This is a genomic window from Neisseria lisongii (genome assembly GCF_028463985.1).
In the GTDB taxonomy this organism is placed as follows: domain Bacteria; phylum Pseudomonadota; class Gammaproteobacteria; order Burkholderiales; family Neisseriaceae; genus Neisseria; species Neisseria lisongii.
The window spans coordinates 1,207,586-1,225,201 of sequence record NZ_CP116766.1; the positions used below are offsets into that span (position 1 = coordinate 1,207,586).

The 17,616-nt window shown below is 51.8% G+C and carries 16 protein-coding genes and 2 tRNA genes; 7 read left to right on the forward strand and 11 right to left on the reverse strand.

The features are described from left to right. Positions 1 to 54: 54 nt before the first annotated feature. Positions 55 to 255, forward strand: a complete 201-nt coding sequence (locus PJU73_RS05435) for a hypothetical protein (RefSeq protein WP_237091510.1) — start codon at positions 55 to 57, stop codon at positions 253 to 255. A gap of 218 nt (positions 256 to 473) precedes the next feature. After that, positions 474 to 932 (forward strand): type IV pilin protein, encoded by a 459-nt coding sequence (locus PJU73_RS05440; RefSeq protein ID WP_237091509.1) that lies wholly within the window; start codon positions 474 to 476, stop codon positions 930 to 932. 110 nt (positions 933 to 1,042) lie between these two features. On the opposite strand, the gene PJU73_RS05445 is transcribed toward PJU73_RS05440, so the two are convergent. Next, entirely contained in the window at positions 1,043 to 1,885 is an 843-nt protein-coding gene (locus tag PJU73_RS05445) for a CorC family transporter (RefSeq protein ID WP_237091508.1), read from the reverse strand. Position 1,886: 1 nt separating this feature from the next. After that, the gene (gene ybeY / locus PJU73_RS05450) at positions 1,887 to 2,396 is read right to left on the reverse strand and encodes an rRNA maturation RNase YbeY (protein ID WP_237091507.1); all 510 of its coding nucleotides are present in this window, start codon (positions 2,394 to 2,396) and stop codon (positions 1,887 to 1,889) included. Positions 2,397 to 2,553: 157 nt separating this feature from the next. Here ybeY and hemC point away from each other — a divergent pair, with 157 nt between their 5' ends. After that, entirely contained in the window at positions 2,554 to 3,489 is a 936-nt protein-coding gene (gene hemC, locus PJU73_RS05455; RefSeq protein WP_237091506.1) for a hydroxymethylbilane synthase, read from the forward strand. 372 nt (positions 3,490 to 3,861) lie between these two features. Here the strand turns inward: hemC and pheA are convergent, their stop codons facing one another. Both pheA and PJU73_RS05465 read right to left on the reverse strand, forming a co-directional pair. Continuing rightward, positions 3,862 to 4,965: a prephenate dehydratase gene (gene pheA / locus PJU73_RS05460; RefSeq protein ID WP_237091505.1), complete on the reverse strand. Its 1,104-nt coding sequence runs from the start codon at positions 4,963 to 4,965 to the stop codon at positions 3,862 to 3,864. 165 nt (positions 4,966 to 5,130) lie between these two features. Beyond that, a complete protein-coding gene (locus PJU73_RS05465; protein ID WP_237091504.1) occupies positions 5,131 to 6,360 on the reverse strand; it encodes a multidrug effflux MFS transporter in 1,230 nt (409 codons plus the stop codon). Positions 6,361 to 6,568: 208 nt separating this feature from the next. Here PJU73_RS05465 and PJU73_RS05470 point away from each other — a divergent pair, with 208 nt between their 5' ends. Both PJU73_RS05470 and PJU73_RS05475 read left to right on the forward strand, forming a co-directional pair. Continuing rightward, positions 6,569 to 8,095, forward strand: coding sequence for a helicase HerA-like domain-containing protein (locus PJU73_RS05470; protein WP_237091503.1), 1,527 nt, complete (start codon positions 6,569 to 6,571; stop codon positions 8,093 to 8,095). A gap of 536 nt (positions 8,096 to 8,631) precedes the next feature. Further along, complete coding sequence (locus PJU73_RS05475; RefSeq protein ID WP_237091502.1) at positions 8,632 to 8,916, forward strand: hypothetical protein; 285 nt, start codon at positions 8,632 to 8,634, stop codon at positions 8,914 to 8,916. A gap of 63 nt (positions 8,917 to 8,979) precedes the next feature. On the opposite strand, the gene recR is transcribed toward PJU73_RS05475, so the two are convergent. The 7 genes from recR to rnr all read right to left on the reverse strand — a co-directional run bounded on the left by recR (position 8,980) and on the right by rnr (position 17,153). Continuing rightward, positions 8,980 to 9,585, reverse strand: a complete 606-nt coding sequence (recR, locus tag PJU73_RS05480) for a recombination mediator RecR (RefSeq protein ID WP_237091501.1) — start codon at positions 9,583 to 9,585, stop codon at positions 8,980 to 8,982. 98 nt (positions 9,586 to 9,683) lie between these two features. After that, positions 9,684 to 11,516 (reverse strand): SurA N-terminal domain-containing protein, encoded by a 1,833-nt coding sequence (locus PJU73_RS05485; protein WP_237091500.1) that lies wholly within the window; start codon positions 11,514 to 11,516, stop codon positions 9,684 to 9,686. A gap of 145 nt (positions 11,517 to 11,661) precedes the next feature. After that, positions 11,662 to 11,946 carry a PepSY domain-containing protein gene (locus PJU73_RS05490; RefSeq protein ID WP_237091499.1) on the reverse strand — a complete coding sequence of 95 codons (285 nt, stop codon included), beginning with the start codon at positions 11,944 to 11,946 and terminating at the stop codon, positions 11,662 to 11,664. 231 nt (positions 11,947 to 12,177) lie between these two features. Then, the gene (locus tag PJU73_RS05495; RefSeq protein WP_237091498.1) at positions 12,178 to 12,525 is read right to left on the reverse strand and encodes an arsenate reductase; all 348 of its coding nucleotides are present in this window, start codon (positions 12,523 to 12,525) and stop codon (positions 12,178 to 12,180) included. A gap of 14 nt (positions 12,526 to 12,539) precedes the next feature. Continuing rightward, positions 12,540 to 13,259, reverse strand: coding sequence for a tRNA (guanosine(46)-N7)-methyltransferase TrmB (gene trmB / locus PJU73_RS05500; RefSeq protein WP_237091497.1), 720 nt, complete (start codon positions 13,257 to 13,259; stop codon positions 12,540 to 12,542). A gap of 167 nt (positions 13,260 to 13,426) precedes the next feature. After that, complete coding sequence (locus tag PJU73_RS05505; RefSeq protein WP_237091535.1) at positions 13,427 to 14,431, reverse strand: YeiH family putative sulfate export transporter; 1,005 nt, start codon at positions 14,429 to 14,431, stop codon at positions 13,427 to 13,429. 280 nt (positions 14,432 to 14,711) lie between these two features. After that, positions 14,712 to 17,153, reverse strand: a complete 2,442-nt coding sequence (gene rnr, locus PJU73_RS05510) for a ribonuclease R (protein WP_237091496.1) — start codon at positions 17,151 to 17,153, stop codon at positions 14,712 to 14,714. A 96-nt stretch (positions 17,154 to 17,249) separates the two neighbouring features. On the opposite strand from rnr, the gene PJU73_RS05515 reads away from it, so the two are divergent. Together PJU73_RS05515 and PJU73_RS05520 are read left to right on the forward strand one after the other, a co-directional pair. Then, positions 17,250 to 17,336, forward strand: a tRNA-Leu gene (locus PJU73_RS05515). A 23-nt stretch (positions 17,337 to 17,359) separates the two neighbouring features. Next, positions 17,360 to 17,446, forward strand: a tRNA-Leu gene (locus PJU73_RS05520). Positions 17,447 to 17,616 lie beyond the last annotated feature (170 nt).

The following is a 17,616-nucleotide window of genomic DNA, read 5'->3' on the forward strand; positions in this document are numbered from 1 at the left end:
AATGCCGCTTGTGATAAGATTCCCGCAACCGATTATTTCCAAGGAAACCGCCCAATGTTTTGGTACATCATCAGCTTTTTCGCCTTTATCGCCGCCCTGCTGGCACTGTTTGTCAATGCCAGCGCTTTCGGTATGAGCGACGATGACACGCCGCCTTCCGAATACGAAAAAATGCTGGGCTTGGGGACAAAATTAAAAGACAAAAAACTGGCGGAACAAGAACGCCAAGCCATGCGTGTCCACCCCGACGACTGAAACAGGCCGAGACCTTTGCAAAACCCTAGATTTGAGTACAGTTCAAAGTTATAGCAGCGAAAAAATCGAAGACATATCATAAAGATAGGCAAGATTTTGAGCAGCGCATAACGAAGAAATGTACCAAAGATAGGGAATTTGCAAAGGTCTCAGGCCGTCTGAAAAACGGGTTCTGCGCAGCCAACCTGAATAAATATAACCACAAAGCGAGAAAAATCATGCCCACCCCTGCACAACTGCGGGGCTTTACCCTGCTGCAACTTTTGTCGGCGCTGCTGATACTCAGCCTGCTCACGCTCGCCGCCTATCCCGCCTACCGCCACCATGTCCGTGCCGCCAAACTGCGTGCGGCGCAGCAGGCGCTGCTGGCCGATACCCATTTTTTGGAACAGTTTTACCTGCAAAACGGTTCGTTCAAAGCCAATTCCACCACTTGGCCCAAACTGCCCCACACCGCCACCGACAGTTTCTGCATCGGTCTGCACGGGCAAGCTAAAGGCGCATTGGACAACGAATTTACCGTCAAAGCCGCCGCCTTTTCGCCCGAACACGAACCCCGTATCCTGAAAATCAACGAATCTCTGATTACGCTGGTTTGCGAACGCTCCGAAAGCCGCTGCACCGATGAGGGCATCAGCAACGGCAAAGACGAACAATGCACGGTTTACCAACCGTAAACCGTGCATATCGTAAATTCGCAATACCGATAAAACAGGCCGTCTGAAAACCGGAGTTTGGCAAAACCTGCGGTTTTCAGACGGCCTGAAACAATGCTTCCGCCGTTTTTTTAAACGGCGTTTTCTTCGTTTTTCACCCGTACCGCCATCAGGGTATGCAGGCGGCGGTTGTCGGCACGGGCAACGGTAAACTGCAGCGGGCCTAAGATGAATTTTTCGCCCCGCACCGGCAAATGGCCGCATTCCTGAATAATCAGGCCGCCGATGGTGTCGGCTTCTTCGCTGCTGTATTCGGTGTGGAAAAAGGCGTTGATGTCTTCGATTTCGGTTACGGCGTTGATCCGCCAGCGTTCGCTGGAAACGGCAAAGATGTTGTCGGCGCTTTCGTCTGCGTCAAATTCGTCTTCGATTTCGCCGACGATTTGTTCGATGATGTCTTCAAAAGTAACCAGCCCCGACACGCCGCCGTATTCGTCCACCACAATCGCCATGTGGTTGCGCTGTTCGCGAAATTCTTTGAGCAGGGTGTTGAGGGATTTGCCTTCGGGAACGAATACGGGCGGGCGCAATACGGCTTTGAGACTGAATTGTTCGGGTGAGACGATGTATTTGAGCAGGTCTTTGGCGTGCAAAATGCCCAAGACTTCGTCTTTGTCGCCGCCGATAACGGGGAAACGGGAATGGGCGGTTTCGATGATGTAGCCGACAATCCGCTCGATGCTGTCGTTTTCTTTGATAACGTTCATCTGGCTGCGGGTAATCATGGCATCGCGTACTTCCAAATCGGGGAAGTCCAATACTTTTTCCAGACGCAGCAGGGTGTCGGCATCAAACACTTCCTGCCCGTGCGCCTGCCGCAGCAGGCCGATCACGTCTTCGGCGGAATCGGGTTCGCCGGCAAAACGGGCGATAAGGCGTTCAAAAAAATTGGGTTTCGACTGCGTGTCGTCCATATCAGTATTCGTCCTGTCGGTAAGGGTTGGGGAAGCCTGCCTGCTGCATCAGCCGGATTTCCAGCGCTTCCATTGCTTCGGCTTCATCGTCTTCAATATGATCGTAACCCATCAGGTGCAACGTGCCGTGCATGGTCAGATGGGCAAAATGCTGTTCGGGCGTTTTGCCCTGCTCGGCGGCTTCTTTCTGCACCACTTGCGGACAAATAATCAAATCGCCGCAGAGCGTGTCGCTGCTGCCGGCGAAATCCTCGCCTTCGTTCAGGGCAAAACTCAATATATTGGTGGCATAATCTTTGCCCCGATAATCACGGTTGTAGGCACGGGCTTCTTCTTCGTCAAGCAGCACCAAGCCGATGTCGGCACGGCGGTATTCGTTTTTCAGCGCCGCCCATGCCCAGCGGTAGAAATCACGTTCGGCCGGCACATCAAGGCTTGAAGCGTTTTCAAAGCCCAAGCGGAAACGTCGGCGCTGCAGGGTTAAAAACGGATATTTTTTTGCACGTTTCATAAAATAGTCAAGAATAGGTTTGCAGGCGGACATTATAGCCGAAATACGCTGTTTTCCATATATCGCAAAATGCGTTTTTCAGACGGCCTGTTCCCGAAAAAAGCCCGCCGATTTATGTTAAACTTGGGGTTTTCTATTTCCTTCAGCGATACCCGACATGATTCCTGAAAAACTCATCATCGCCAGCCGTGAAAGCCTGCTTGCCATGTGGCAAGCGGAACATATCCGAGACCGTCTGCAACAGCTTTATCCGGGCTGCACCGTCGAAATTTTGGGCATGACCACCAAAGGCGACCAGATTCTCGACAAAACCCTGTCCAAAATCGGCGGCAAAGGCCTGTTTATCAAAGAGTTGGAACAGGCATTACAGGAAGGCCGTGCTGATTTGGCGGTACATTCGATTAAAGACGTGCCGATGGATTTGCCCGACGGCTTCCGTTTGGCCGCCATCGGTGAGCGTGCCAATCCGTTTGACGCATTCGTTTCCAACCGTTACGCCCGCTTGGAAGACCTGCCGCAAGGCGCAGTTGTCGGCACGTCCAGCCTGCGGCGCGAGGCTCAACTTCGGGCAAACCACCCGCATTTGGTCATCAAACCGCTGCGGGGCAATGTGCAAACCCGACTGCGCAAACTCGACGACGGCGAATACGATGCGATTATCCTCGCCGCCGCCGGTCTGCAACGCTTGGGCTTGGACGAGCGCATCCGCACTATTCTGCCCGCCGCCGACAGTCTGCCCGCCGCCGGTCAGGGCGCACTGGGTATTGAAATCGCCGACCACCGCCATGATTTGCTTGAGATTCTGCAACCGCTCAACCACCCCGTTACCCATGCCTGCGTAACCGCCGAACGTGCCTTGGCAAGAGCCTTGGGCGGCAGCTGCCAAGTGCCGTTGGCCGCCTACTGCACCGAACAGGACGGCCTGCTCACGCTGCACGGCTTGGTCGGCCACCCCGACGGCTCGGTGATTCTGCGTGCCGACGCCCAAGCCCCTGCCGAATACGCCGATGCCCTCGGCCGTGCCGTTGCCAAAAAACTGGCGGACGACGGCGCAGTCGAGTTGATTGAAGCGGTTTTGGCGGAACAGGCATAAACAGCCGAAAAAAGGCCGTCTGAAAACTGACAAAACAGGTTTTCAGACAGCCTTGAACACAATAAAACCCTGTTTTTCCATATTGGGAGAACAGGGTTTGCTGTTATCGTGAAATAACCGCAGAGCAATACAAGCAGACAGTATATATAGTAAATACACTGAATAATTCATACGGTTTTTAAACAGGGCGTAGGTTGGGTCGAGACCCAACACGATTGAAAACACCTTGAAACATAAGGTTTTGTTGGGTTACGCTCGTGCCTCGCTAACCTCAACCTACGCCTGCTTTTGTATGGAAAATTCGGTGTTTTAACTATAGTGCTTTGCGGTTATTTCACTATAAAACCTGCTGAATGCGGCACTTTACAGCATCTACAAAACCGCCGCCGGATAAGCGCCGATAATTTTCACAAACGATGCCCGTTCGCCCAGCAGCCGCAAGGCTTCCTGCACTTTGGCATCTTTTTGATGGCCTTCGATGTCGATGAAAAACAGGTATTCCCACAATGAAGATTTGCTCGGGCGGCTTTCGAATTTGGTCATGGAAATGCCCAAGTCGGTAAACGGCTGCAACAAGCCCATCACGGCACCGGCACGGTTGGGCGTGGAAATCACCAGCGAAGTTTTGTCGTTGCCGGTCGGCTCGGTTTCCTGATGTCCCATTACCAAAAAGCGGGTGGTGTTGCTCGGTTCGTCTTCAATGCAGCGGGCGCTGATTTCCAAGCCGTAGATTTCGGCGGCGGTTACGCCGGCAATGGCGGCGATGTTTTCATCATCAGACTGCGCCACCAGCCGTGCGGCTTCGGCATTGCTGGAAACGGAAATCCGTTCGGCATTGGGCAGGTTGCGGCCGAGCCAGTCGTTACATTGCGCCAACGCCTGCGCATGGGCATAAACTTTGGTGATGCTGCCGAACGGGCGGCCGGTTTTGCCCATCAGATTGTGATGCACCCGCACCACCACTTCGCCGCAGGCCTGCAAAGCGGAAACGGCGAGCAGGTCCAAACTGCGGCCGACCGAGCCTTCGGTGGAATTTTCCACCGGCGCAACCAGATAATCTGCCTGTCGGGTTTCCACCCGTTTGAAACAGTCGTCTATCGTCATGCACGCCTGCGTGTGGGCGGCGTGGCCGAAATGTTTGATGGCCGCCTGTTGGGTAAACGTGCCTTGCGGGCCGAGATAGGCAATCGTCAGCGGCCGCTCCACCGCCAGACATTCGCTCATCACTTCCCGAAACAGGCGGGCAACCGATTCGTTGGGCAACGGCCCGTGGTTCAGACTCTGAATGCGGCGCAATACGGCGGCTTCCCGCTCGGGGCGGTACACTGCGCCCGTGCCTTTCAATTCGCCGATGGCACGGGCATGGGCGGCACGTTCGTTTAAAAGTTTGAGTACCGTAGCGTCGATTTCGTCAATCGCATTGCGATGGGGTTTGAGCTGTTCGTCAAGCTGTTGGGAAGGGGTTGGCTGTTTCATTTTTATGCGTCCACAAAACAGGAATGAAATATTTATCCGATGATACCATCAAACACGCTGTCCGAACGGTTTTCAGACGGCCTCAATCTACCAAATAAAGCATTTATTTCTGATTTTGAATTTATTTTAAAACCTTATTTCAATATATCGGAAAAATTAGCCTGTTCAGCCAAAATTTCCGTAATTTTGGCGGTTTCCCCGCCAAGCCTCGCGGGAACACAGCCACAGCAACGAAATGCCGCACACGGTTGCACTCAGCATCATGCCCGCCATTACCGTCAGCGAGCCGTTGTGCAGCCAAGTCGTCAAAAGCCCCATGGCGGCGGCAATCACCGATTGGCATACGCCCAATACGGCGTTGGCGCTGCCGCTTTCGTTTTTGAAATAAGCCATAAAGCAAGACTGCGTATTGGCACCGACCAAGCCCTGCGTGCCGACCGAAAACATCACGCAGCCGACCACCAGCCACAGCGGCGGTTGGCCGAAACACGCCAGCAGCACCAACAGCAGATTGGCGGCAAACTGTACCGCAATGCCCCACATCAGAATCTGCTGCGGATGAGCGCCGGTTTTCAAACGCCATGCGGTTATCCGGTTAAATAAGGCCATGGTCAGAATGTTCAGCGCAAACACCCAAGCATAGCCGTGCGGCGACACGCCGTAGAGATTCATATAGACAAACGAAGATTCGGTGAGAAAGGCAAACATCGAGGCGAAACTGAATGCCTGAAAAAACAGATAGCCCAGAGCGGCACGGGTTTGCAAGACTCGCTTAAACCGCCCCGCCACCACCGATATGATGTCCGCACCAATCGGGCTGCTTGCAGCGGGTTTCGGCAAAAAACGCCACACCAACGCCAACAGCAACAGTGCATAAACAAACAAAAAAACAAAAATCAGCCGCCAGCCGCCCAAACTCTGCAAAGCCGCACCCATCATCGGCGCAATCAGCGGCACAATCATCATCATAATCCCGATCAGGGCAAACATCTGCGCCGCTTTTCGGCCTTCGTAATGATCCCGCACCAATGCGCCGACAATCACCACCGTCATGCCCGCACCAAACGCCTGCACCGCCCGCAGCGACAATAACTGTCCGGCATTCTGCACCAGCGACAGCCCGAACACGGCGGCGGCGTACACCAGCAAACCTGCCAAAGCCACCGGTTTGCGGCCTTTGATGTCGGACACCGAGCCGCCGACCACCTGCCCGAATGCCACGCCGAACATAAACATGCTCAAACTCTGCTCAATCCGGTGGATATTCGACCCCAGCGTTGCGGCCATTTCGGGAATGGCGGGCAAATAAGCGTCCACCGAAAACGGCATCAGCGCCACCAACATCGCCATCAGCAGCGCCATCTGTTTTTCAGTCAATGCCTTACGCTTGTTCATCAAATGGATTCCTACAATAAAAATAACCGCCTGCGGCGGTCGATACAACGGTTTAAACACTCAAGCCGTGATTATACCCTGTTTTCAGACGGCCTCAAAGCCGCCGCAGACAGGCCGTCTGAAAATGTACTGCTTCCCGATTGCGCTAAGGGCATTTTCATAAGACAATAAACCGTTTTCCGTTATCAACATTTATTGCGCAAACACCATGACCACCACATTCCCCATCGCCCGCTGCAACGACAGCGACTTAGTCATTCACGGCAAAATGGCCAACCGCCACGGCCTGATCGCCGGCGCTACCGGCACCGGCAAAACCGTTACCCTGCGCCGCATGGCGGAAGCCTTCAGCAGCCAAGGCATTCCCGTTTTTATGGCCGACGTAAAAGGCGACCTTTCCGGCATTTCCCAAACCGGCAACAACAGCGGCAAAGTGGCCGAACGCATCAGCGAATTTGCATTAGGCGACGACTGGCTGCAAAGTTTTCCGGTACGCTTTTGGGACGTATTCGGCGAAAGCGGCATTCCCGTGCGGGTAACCGTTTCCGCCATGGGTCCGATGCTGCTCGCCCGCCTGATGAATCTCAACGACACGCAGGAAGGCTTGTTGAACTTAGTGTTCCGTGTTGCCGACGACAAAGGTTGGCACATTCTCGACCTCAAAGACCTGCGCAGTATGCTCAAACACGTTGCCGACCACGCCGCCGACTACCGCACGCAATACGGCAACGTTTCCGCAGCCAGCATCGGCGCAATTCAACGCCAACTGCTGACCCTTGAAAACGAAGGTGCAGAACGCTTTTTCGGCGAACCCGAACTCAACCTCGCCGACTGGATGCAGACCGACAACGGCAAAGGCGTTATCAATATTCTCAACGCCGAAAAACTGATGCGCTCGCCCAGAATGTACAGCGCCTTTTTACTGTGGATGCTCGCCAAACTCTTTGAAACCCTGCCCGAAGTCGGCGATTTGGACAAACCCAAATTCATCATGTTCTTTGACGAAGCCCATTTAATGTTCGACAACGCCGCCGGCGCATTGGTCGAACAAGTCGAACAAGTCGTACGCCTGATTCGTTCCAAAGGCGTGGGTGTCTATTTCGTTACCCAAAACCCGCTCGATTTGCCCGACACCATTTTGGGCCAGCTCGGCAACCGTGTCCAACACGCCCTGCGTGCCTTTACCCCGCGCGACCAAAAAGCCGTACGCGCCGCCGCCGAAACCTTCCGCAGCAACCCGAATATCAATGTTGCCGAAGCGATTGCCGAACTCGGAGTCGGCGAAGCATTGGTGTCCTTCCTTGATGAAAAAGGCATGCCCGCACCGGTCGAACGTGCCATGATTCTGCCGCCGCAATCCAATCTGACCCCGCTTACCACCGAAGCACGCAACGCCGCTTTCCAAAACGACGACCTCTATCCGGCCTACAAAGACATGGTGGACAACTATTCCGCCTTTGAAGCCTTGTCGGAAGAAGAACAGCGACAAGCCGAAATCAAAGCCGCCGCAACCGCCGCCAAACAGTCTGCAACCGCAGCCCAAAGCCAAGCCCAAACCGACAGCCAACCCGGCCTGCTCGAAGGCTTTATCGGCGGCTTGACCGGCGGCCGCAAAAAATCAGGCCAAGGCTTGGGCTACAACGTCGCCGACTCCATCGGCAATCAAATCAACCGCCAAGTAACCCGTGCCATCTCCCGCAGCGTCTTGGGCGTGATTAAAAACCTGTTGAAATAAATCCGGCAACCAACCGCCAGAAAAAAGCCGTCTGAAAATCGGAAATCGTGATTTTCAGACGGCTTTTTTATTCCAACCAAGGTCGGCTTGGCTTTCCCAGCGTACATATCCAAAGTATGCACAGGTTTATCGATGAAGCAACACCAATCCACAGTCCCCACTAAAATCATCCCCCTGTTCCCGCCTTAAAATATGCCGTCTGAAAATCGGTTTTCAGACGGCATCAGTAGGCAATTCAAATAATCAAAGAGAACAGTGCGTAGACCTGATCGAGACCCAATACGATTGAAAACATCTTGAAACACAATATTTTGTTGGGTTACCCTCGTACCTCACTAACCTCAACCTACGACAGATGTTGTATGAAAAATTAAGTATTTCCCACCATAACCATTTTTGCCACAAAACTGTAAAAACAGGTTCTGCTGCGGCAAGAATCGGTAAAAATTCCCAAAATGCTTGCATAAAACGGCAATCTTACTTATTCTAGGCGCAACGGTATGTTCTGCATACCCTCCAAACAAGGAAACACAACAATGACGATGAAAAAACTTTTGGCTTTATCCGCAGTTGCCGTGGGCTTGGGCTTCGGTGTCAGCGCTTATGCCAAAGAAATCAATATCAGTGCCAACAATACGCCATACTCGGCTGATGATGCGCAAAAACTTGCCGCCACTGCCTTGGGCATGGGCGTGAAAGAGCCGGTGAGCCTCAACCACAATGGCGGTAGCGTAACCGTTTCCGGTAGCAATGCCACGGTATGCACGTTTAAGGTCGGTAGCGGTGCTGCCCCGCAAATTCAGGGCGTAAGCTGCAAATAATTGCCGGTAATACTGACAAAGCCGTCTGAAAATCGGATTTTCAGACGGCTTTGTGTTTATCCGCTATTCTTTCACCATTCTGCGTTCATACACTGCCTGCGCCAAGGTTCCGGCATCGACATATTCGAGTTCGCCGCCCAAGGGAATGCCTCGGGAAAGGCGGCTGACTTTATACGGTAGGGTTTTAAAGAGTTCTGCCAGAATATAGGCGGTGGCATCGCCCTCGGCGGTGAAGTTGGTGGCGATGATGATTTCTTCGACATCGCTCTGCTGCAGGCGTTCGACCAGTTTATCCAGCGCAATCGCCGAAATATCCATGCCCTGCGCCGGATTGACCTGCCCCATCAGCACGAAATACAGCCCGTCGTGGCAATTAGCGGTTTCCATATTGGATACGTCGGCGGGCATGTGGACAATCATCAGGCGTTTGCCGTCCCGACTGCTGTCGGCGCAAATGTCGCACAATTCGTTTTCGCAAAATGTGTTGCACAAGCGGCAATGGTGGATTTGTTTCAACGCATTCTGCAAAGCGTCCACCAATTCCTGCGCTTCTTCCCGGCGGTATTGCAGCAGTTGGTAGGCCATGCGCTGCGCCGATTTCGGGCCGACATTCGGTAGGATTTTCAAGGCATTAATCAAACGTGTAAACGCATCGGGGTTTTTACTCATGGTTTTCAGACGGCCTCATCCGAGATAAATGCGGGAAAAAGCGGCCGGATTGATGGTGAAATAACCCGACCGCTTTTCTGTTTTTGATACGGCAAACTTTATTGTTCGCTGTTCACCTTCTGCATACCCTGTTCCTGCTTAATCTGTTTTTGCAGATAATGCAGCAACTGCTCAAACACATTGGCGGATTGCTGTTGTACCAATTCCTGTTTGGCGGCCGGTAACATTTGCGTCAGGTTTTCAGGCGCAGTGATTTTCTGCACTTCGACCAGCGCCGGAAGCGGCAAGCCTTCGAGCAGCACATAAGCCGGTTTGCCTGCCGCAGGGCGGGCTTTCACCAACTGGGCGGCGGCTTGCGGCGGCATGGCGCGCACTTGCTGGGCGTTCAATTCTTCCACTGCGCCCCAAGCCGCTGCATCGGCTTTGCCGCCTTTCACAGCAGCCAGCGTTTCCTGCGCTTTTTTCTCGGCCAGTTTGTACGATTCGCTGCGCAGATAATTTTGGCGCACATTGTCTTTCACTTCGGTAAACGGCGCTGTTTTTTCTTGGCGCACTTCTTTGGCACGCACCACCCACACGGTTTCCGGATTCACGCTTACCGGCTCGGAATTGTATTTTTTCTTCAACACATCATCACTGAACACCGCTGCAATCAGCTCTTTCGGCATACCGGCCGCTTCGCCGCCGCTTTGGGTCAGCCATTCATCGGACGACTCAATGCCCACGCCCAGCGTTTTCGCCGCTTCTTTCAGGCTTTCAGGGTGATTGATAGCATCTTCCGCCAGTTTTTCCTTGGCTTCGTTAAACACTTTGCCTGCTTTGCGGATTTTCAGCTCTTCGGCAATCCGTGCTTTATCCTGTTCAAACACCGGTTTGTCAGCGCTGTCCAAAACCTGAATGATGTGATAGCCCGACTGGCTTTGCACCACGCCGCTGATGCCGCCTTTTTTCAGGGCAAATGCGGCGTTTTCCAGATTTTTGTCGATACCGCTGTTTTGCTCAACCCAGCCCAGTTGTCCGCCATTCGCCGCTGAAGCAACGTCTTTGGAATGTTTTTTCGCCAAAGCGGCAAATTCAGACGGCTTGGCCTGCGCTTTTGCCGCAACCTGATCGGCTTCGGCTTTTACCGCTTTGCGGGTGGCTTCATCGGCATTTTCTGCTACAGGAAAAAAGATATGGGCAACATTGCGGCGGGGTACAGCCGGTTGCGCATCAAAGGCTTTGCGGATTTCTTCTTCGCTGACCGTCTGTTTGGCGGCAATGTCTTTCAGATTCAACGCCACATATTCGATTTTTACCGCCTGCGGAATCAGGTAGTCTTTTTTGTGGGCATCGTAGTACGCCTGCAACGCAGAATCATCGGTTTTTACTTGAGAAACAAATGCTTCCGGATTAAACATGGCGACACGGACGGTGCGGCTCGCCTGTCCGATTTTCAGCAGCTGCTCTGCCTGCGCATCGCTGACCAATGTGCCGTTTTGCACCAGATTGAGCAGGTTTTGGAAGGCAAACTGCTGGCGGATGTCTTCGACAAACTGGTCTTCGCTCATGCGGCGTTGGTCGAGATACTGGGTCAGCAGCGCTTGGCTGAATTTACCGTCGGCATCGTGGAAATTCGGGTCGTCCACGATAATCTGCTTGATTTGCTCCGGGGAAACGGCAATGCCCATCAGCTTGGCACCCTGCGTCAGATACGCACGCTGCAGCAGCGATTGAAACACGGCATCGCGCGAAACCTGTCCGCCGTCGCCCTGCATATTCTGCACGGCGGAATTAATGTCGTGTTCGCTGACTTTCTGGCTGCCGATTTTCACAATATAATCTGCGCCCGGCGCAGTTGCGGTGCTGACACCGAAACCGACAAACGTCAAACCGATCAAACCCAAAATAATTTGGGCGGGCGTTTTGTATTTTTCTACGATATGAAACATTTTCGGAACAAATAAAGAAGTTGATGGCAAACGCACATTGTAGCGTGTTTTTGCACAATCTGCACTGATTAACGCTGTAAAAACAGCCATGCCGTCTGAAAATTCAATTTTCAGACGGCATGGTTTCAATCATTTTAACGGTCGATTAGTCATCAATACCTTCACTGATAATTCTCAAATCAGGGTAAGACAGACGGATGTCGTATTCACGGCCGTTTTTATAGGCTTCGGCTTCCAAAACCGGTTTGCCGAAATGGTCGTCGGCTTCGATTTTTTGTACGGTATAACCGCGGCTTTGCAGCAGTTTCATGGCTTTGGCCTGATTTTGTTCGTAGTTTTTATCGCTGTAGATTTGATGTTCGATGTAATCGTTGGCAAAAGCGGTTGAAGCGGTCAAAGCAACGATTGCGGTCAAAAGAATTTTTTTCATTTGGGTTTCCTTGTTATGATTCAATTTCCCAAACCGCCCGTCTCTTCAGCAGCAAATTTGGAACAGCGGCGATTGTAGCGGCTTTTTTCTGCCGCCGCCATGGAGATTTACAATTTTTGCAAAAGCAAACAAAAAGCTGCAATTCGGCGGCGTTCCTTTATCGGAAACGCCGCCGTCTTTACATTTCAGGCACGTTATGGATATTAACAAACCTGCTCTGCGATGCGTATATCAGGCAAAAATTCCCTGATAATTTTCCGCCGAAAAACCGACAAAAAACTGCCCGTCTTTATCCAACACCGGCCGCTTAATCACGCTCGGCTGCGCCGCCATCAATGCCAGCGCACCGGCTTGGTTTTCGGCCGCCGCTTTCTCTTCATCGCTCAATTTGCGCCATGTCGTGCCTTTTTTGTTCAACAGTTTTTCCAGCGGAATTTGGGTCAGCCAACTGCCAATGAGTTCCTGAGTCGGTGCATTGTTTTTGAAATTGACAAATTCATATTCCTGCCCGTTTTCCGTCAGCCACACACGGGCTTTTTTGACGGTGTCGCAGTTGGGAATGCCATATAGCTTTAACATTTTAATATTCCTGATTATTTTATTTTTTTGAATACCAAATCCCAGACACCATGCCCCAGCCGTTTGCCCCGTGCTTCAAATTTGGTTTCGGGGCGGTAAGCCGGCGTGGGGGCATAATCGGCGGCGGTGTTTTGCAGGCATTTAAAGCTGCTCAACACGTCCAACATCTGTTGGGCGTATTCCTCCCAGTCGGTCGCCATGTGGATATAGCCGCCGGTTTTCAGCTTGGGCAACAGTTTTTCGATAAACGGCACTTGCACCAGACGGCGTTTGTGATGGCGTTTTTTATGCCACGGGTCGGGGAAGAAAATATGAATGCCTGCCAAGGCTTCGTCTGCCAGCATATTTTCCACCACTTCCACTGCGTCGTGGCGCATTACACGGATATTACTGATGTTTTCCTCTTCAATCAGCTTGAGCAGATTGCCCACGCCCGGGCCGTGTACGTCAATCGCCAGAAAATCATGATCGGGCAAGCGTTTGGCAATTTCGGCGGTGGCCGTTCCCATGCCGAAGCCGATTTCCAAAACCTTAGGCTGGTCGCTGCCGAAAATCTGATTCAAATCGGCGGTTTGCGCTTGATAATCCAAGCCGAACTGCGGCCACATGGTATCAATGGCACGCTGCTGCGCTGCGGTCATGTGTCCCTGCCGCAATACAAAACTGCGGATAGAACGCAGATGTTCTTTCGCTGCGCCGCCGTCTTCTGTTTGAGGATTGATTGTGTCTGTCATGGTCGTTATCCGTCTGTATCGTGGCATGATGCCGTCTGAAAATGCTGCTCCCCATCGGGAAACGGCACAAAACGGCGATTATAGCAAAATTCATCTAAAATCGGCATCGCAGGCATGGCGGAAAATCATTTTATGCACCATATCGCAAATGAAATCGACAATAGATCTTAAAGCCGGAATACGCTTTGCATTCCCCAATTAATCACAAACCCACCCGCCACCAGCCAAACAAAAACAAGCGCACCGAGCAACAGCGGTTTGATGCCCGCTTTCCGCACGGCGCTGATTTGGGTGGTCAAACCCAGTGCAGACATGGCCAGCATTAATAAAATGCCGTCTAACTGAGTGAGCCATTTCACCCAATTTGCCGGCAACAGATTCAGGGAATTAAATAACGCCACCATAATAAACAACACGGCAAACCAAGGAATCGCAACTTTGCCTTGATTTCCCTGCTGATCTTTTTGTAACCACCAAGAAAGCATAACCAAAAACGGCGCCAGCATCATCACCCGAATCATTTTGGAAATCACCGCAGTATCGGCAACTTCAGGGCTGATATTGCCGCCCGCCGCATAAACCTGCGCTACTTCGTGGATAGATGAACCGGCATAAATACCGAATTGGTGTGCCGAAAGATAATGATGTAAATAAGGGTACAACATCGGGTATAAAAACATACTCAGCGTGCCGAAAATAACGACCAACGCCACCGCAACCGCCACCTTATGCGACTCCCCTTTCACCACCGGCGCTGCCGCCATAACCGCCGCCGCCCCACAAATACTGCACCCCGATGCGGCGAGATAGACAATTTGTTTATCGATTTTCAGCAAATAAATGCCCAATGCACAAGTAATCAGAAAGGTTGAAATCAACATCACCGCATCAGTCGCAACAGCGTTCACACCAACGGCACCAATATCTTGCAAGGTAATGTTAAAGCCATACAGAATAATGCCCAAATACAAAACTTTCCCTTTAGCAAAAGCAATGCCCGCCGCCACATGATTTTCAATTTTACGGTACAGCGTATTACCCAGCACCATGCCCAACACAACCGCCAAGGTTAATGCACTGAAATGAAATTGCTGCGCCAACTCCGTTTGACTTAACTGCAGTGCAAGAAAAGCAATCACGCCGACCAATACACCGCCCAAGATACGATTCATTGTAGTTTCCCTTACATTTTTATTTGCGACACAAAACCCAAATTTTCCTGACTGCTGCTTTAAAAAAAATGAGATAGTGATTTGTTTTATAGTGAAATAACCCCGCACTACATCGCTGGCCTCGCCTTGCCGTACTATTTGTACCGTCTCCGGCTTGCTGCCTTGTATTGCTTTGGGCTTATTCCGCTATACAACGATAATCTATTACCGTTTACATTAAAGCGTACCCGATCCGCAGCAAACAGGCCGTCTGAAAATCAGATTTTCAGACGGCCTTTACTCAGGCTTTGGGTTTGCTTCTGCCTTTGCGTTTGGTTTCGGTTTGGCCTACTGCCTTACTTTTTACTTTGATACTGACTCCTTTTTTCTTGGCGGGTTTGGCCGGTTCGGTGGTTGTTTTCAGACGGCCTGCCGGTTTACTTGTCGGTGTTTTTTTCGTTCCTCTGTTCATTAAGGTGTCGATTTCTTTAGGCGACAGTTTTTTGCTGCGGGTTTTCTCGGTTTTTCCGGCGGGTTTGGCGGTGTTTTTCGCTGCTTTGCTGCGTTTTTTGCTGCCACCGCTGACCAGCATCAAATCGATTTTGCTGCTTTCCAAATCGGCACGGGCGACTTTTACGGCTACTTTTTCACCCATGCTGAAGCGCACGCCGCTGCGTTCGCCTTCAATCGCCATGATTTCGGGACGGAAGTTGAAATAGTCTTCGCCTAAGTCGCTGATATGCACTAAGCCGTCGATGTGGATGTCGTCCAGCGTAACAAAAATCCCGAAATTCGCCATGCCGGAAATTTTGCCGTTGAACACTTCGCCGACTTTGTCCTGCATATAATAGGTTTTCAGCCAGTTTTCTACATCCCGGCTGGCATCGTCGGCACGCCGCTCGCAAAACGAGGTATGCACGCCCAATGCCTGCCAAGTTTTTTCGGGCTGGTACTGCTGCCCTGCCAACACGGCTTTAATCGCTCGGTGAACCGTTAAGTCGGGATAGCGGCGGATCGGCGAAGTGAAATGGGCGTAGGCATCATAAGCCAGCCCGAAATGGCCGTCGTTGTGCGGCTCGTACACGGCCTGCTGCATGGAACGCAGCATCATCACCTGCAACAGTTCGGCATCGGGGCGGTCTTTAAACTGTGCTGCCAGTTCGGCATAATCTTTCGGTGTCGGTTTGTCGCCGCCGTTCAAACGCAAGCCCAGCAGGCTTAATTGTTCGCGCAATACTGCCAGTTTTTCCGGTGTCGGGCCCAAGTGGTTGCGAAACAGCGCCGTATGGCGGTTTTCCAACAGAAATTCTGCGGCGCACACGTTTGCGGCCAGCATACATTCTTCAATCATTTTGTGGGCATCGTTGCGGCTGACGGCAACGATTTTTTCGATTTTGCCGCAATCGTCAAAGAGCATTTGCGTTTCGTTGGTTTCAAATTCGACTGCACCTCGCTGAAAGCGTTTTTTCTGCAGAATTTGGAACACTTTGTACAATGTGTCGATTTGCGGTTTGAGCGGGTGGACTATGCCGTCTGAAATCCACTGCCACACTTGGTTGTAGGTCAGTCGGGCGTGCGAACGCATTACTGCCGGATAAAAACGGTATTCTTTGATATTGCCGGCAAAAGTAACCACCATGTCGCACACCATACACAGGCGCTCGACTTCGGGATTGAGCGAACAAATGCCGTTGGACAGATTTTCCGGCAACATCGGAATCACCCGACGGGGGAAATACACGCTGGTACTGCGTTCCTGAGCGTCAATATCGATGCCGTCGCCCGGTTTCACATAATGGCTGACATCGGCAATCGCCACCACCAAACGGTAGTTTCTGCCGATTTTTTCGGCAAACACCGCATCATCGAAATCCCGTGCCGTTTCGCCGTCTATCGTAACCAGCGGCAAATCCCGCAAATCAACCCGCCCTTTCAAATCGCTTTTGCGCACGTGATCGGGAATTTTGGCCGCTGCTTTCAAACAGGCTTCGTTAAACTGATGCGGCAAATGGTGTTTGCGCAATGCAATTTCGATTTCCATACCGCTGTCGGCATAATCGCCCAATACTTCGGTAATTTTCGCCACTGCAGGGCGGTTGCTGTCGGGATAGGTTTCGATTTCTGCCACCACCACCTGCCCTGCCTGCGGTCGGTGTTCCGCCACGCTTTGCGGTTCCAAAACGATATTGTGAATCAAGCGTTTGTCTTCCGCCTCCAAAATCGCCACGCCGTGTTCCACATAAAAACGGCCGACCACCTGAACCTGCGCCCGCTCGACAATATCCAGCACCACGCCTTCACGACGGCCTCGGCGGTCGGTTCCCGCCGGACGAATCATCACAATATCGCCGTGCATCGCACCTTTGGTCTGGCGTTCATACACCACAAAATCACCGCCTAAATCCGCTTCCAGCGGCACGGCAAAGCCGAAACCGTCCCGGTGCATTTCCATACGGCATTTCACCAAATCCAGCTTATCCGCCGTACACACCGCTCCTCGGCGGTTGATTAAAATCTGCCCGTCTCTTGCCATGGCTTTCAGACGGCGTTCAAAAAACGCATATTCCGCTTCACTAATCGACAAATCTTTCGCCAACGCCGCCATTTTCAGCGGCACGCCTTTACGTCCCAATAATTCGATAATCCACTCACGGCTGGGCAAAGGCTGCTCGTAACGCTGTTTCTCACGAGCCAGAAACGGGTCTTTTTCCCGTAAACTTAAAAACTTAGTATTTTTATTCATTCTTTATCTTGACAATCTTTCGTAAAAATATATAATGACCGCTTCTGAATTGCGGCACAGTTTCAGACTGTACCCCAAAACGGGAAATAAAGCAAAGCCCAGGTGGCGGAATTGGTAGACGCGCTAGCTTCAGGTGCTAGTATCCTCACGGGTGTGGAAGTTCGAGTCTTCTCCTGGGCACCAAACTTTGCTGAATATGAAAATTTGCCCAGATGGCGGAATTGGTAGACGCGCTAGCTTCAGGTGCTAGTATCCTCACGGGTGTGGAAGTTCGAGTCTTCTTCTGGGCACCAGATTTTAAAAATATCCGGATTACCGGATATTTTGCTATCCGATAAACGGTTTGACCGATGACAAATCAACCGTATAGTGGAATAACTCCAAAGTAATACAAGGCGGCAAGCCGAAGACAGTACAAATAGTACGGCAAGGCGAAGCCAACGATGTAGTACTTTGAAGTTAT

Excerpts from the sequence above, each read along its gene's own strand:
- recR (WP_237091501.1), bottom strand. The coding sequence starts at position 9,585 with ATGAGTAAAAACCCCGATGCGTTTACACGTTTGATTAATGCCTTGAAA.
- ybeY (WP_237091507.1), bottom strand. The coding sequence starts at position 2,396 with ATGAAACGTGCAAAAAAATATCCGTTTTTAACCCTGCAGCGCCGACGT.
- PJU73_RS05435 (WP_237091510.1), top strand. The coding sequence starts at position 55 with ATGTTTTGGTACATCATCAGCTTTTTCGCCTTTATCGCCGCCCTGCTG.
- pheA (WP_237091505.1), bottom strand. The coding sequence starts at position 4,965 with ATGAAACAGCCAACCCCTTCCCAACAGCTTGACGAACAGCTCAAACCC.
- PJU73_RS05475 (WP_237091502.1), top strand. The coding sequence starts at position 8,632 with ATGACGATGAAAAAACTTTTGGCTTTATCCGCAGTTGCCGTGGGCTTG.
- PJU73_RS05445 (WP_237091508.1), bottom strand. The coding sequence starts at position 1,885 with ATGGACGACACGCAGTCGAAACCCAATTTTTTTGAACGCCTTATCGCC.
- PJU73_RS05505 (WP_237091535.1), bottom strand. The coding sequence starts at position 14,431 with ATGAATCGTATCTTGGGCGGTGTATTGGTCGGCGTGATTGCTTTTCTT.
- hemC (WP_237091506.1), top strand. The coding sequence starts at position 2,554 with ATGATTCCTGAAAAACTCATCATCGCCAGCCGTGAAAGCCTGCTTGCC.
- trmB (WP_237091497.1), bottom strand. The coding sequence starts at position 13,259 with ATGACAGACACAATCAATCCTCAAACAGAAGACGGCGGCGCAGCGAAA.
- PJU73_RS05495 (WP_237091498.1), bottom strand. The coding sequence starts at position 12,525 with ATGTTAAAGCTATATGGCATTCCCAACTGCGACACCGTCAAAAAAGCC.
- PJU73_RS05440 (WP_237091509.1), top strand. The coding sequence starts at position 474 with ATGCCCACCCCTGCACAACTGCGGGGCTTTACCCTGCTGCAACTTTTG.
- PJU73_RS05490 (WP_237091499.1), bottom strand. The coding sequence starts at position 11,946 with ATGAAAAAAATTCTTTTGACCGCAATCGTTGCTTTGACCGCTTCAACC.
- rnr (WP_237091496.1), bottom strand. The coding sequence starts at position 17,153 with ATGAATAAAAATACTAAGTTTTTAAGTTTACGGGAAAAAGACCCGTTT.
- PJU73_RS05470 (WP_237091503.1), top strand. The coding sequence starts at position 6,569 with ATGACCACCACATTCCCCATCGCCCGCTGCAACGACAGCGACTTAGTC.
- PJU73_RS05465 (WP_237091504.1), bottom strand. The coding sequence starts at position 6,360 with ATGAACAAGCGTAAGGCATTGACTGAAAAACAGATGGCGCTGCTGATG.
- PJU73_RS05485 (WP_237091500.1), bottom strand. The coding sequence starts at position 11,516 with ATGTTTCATATCGTAGAAAAATACAAAACGCCCGCCCAAATTATTTTG.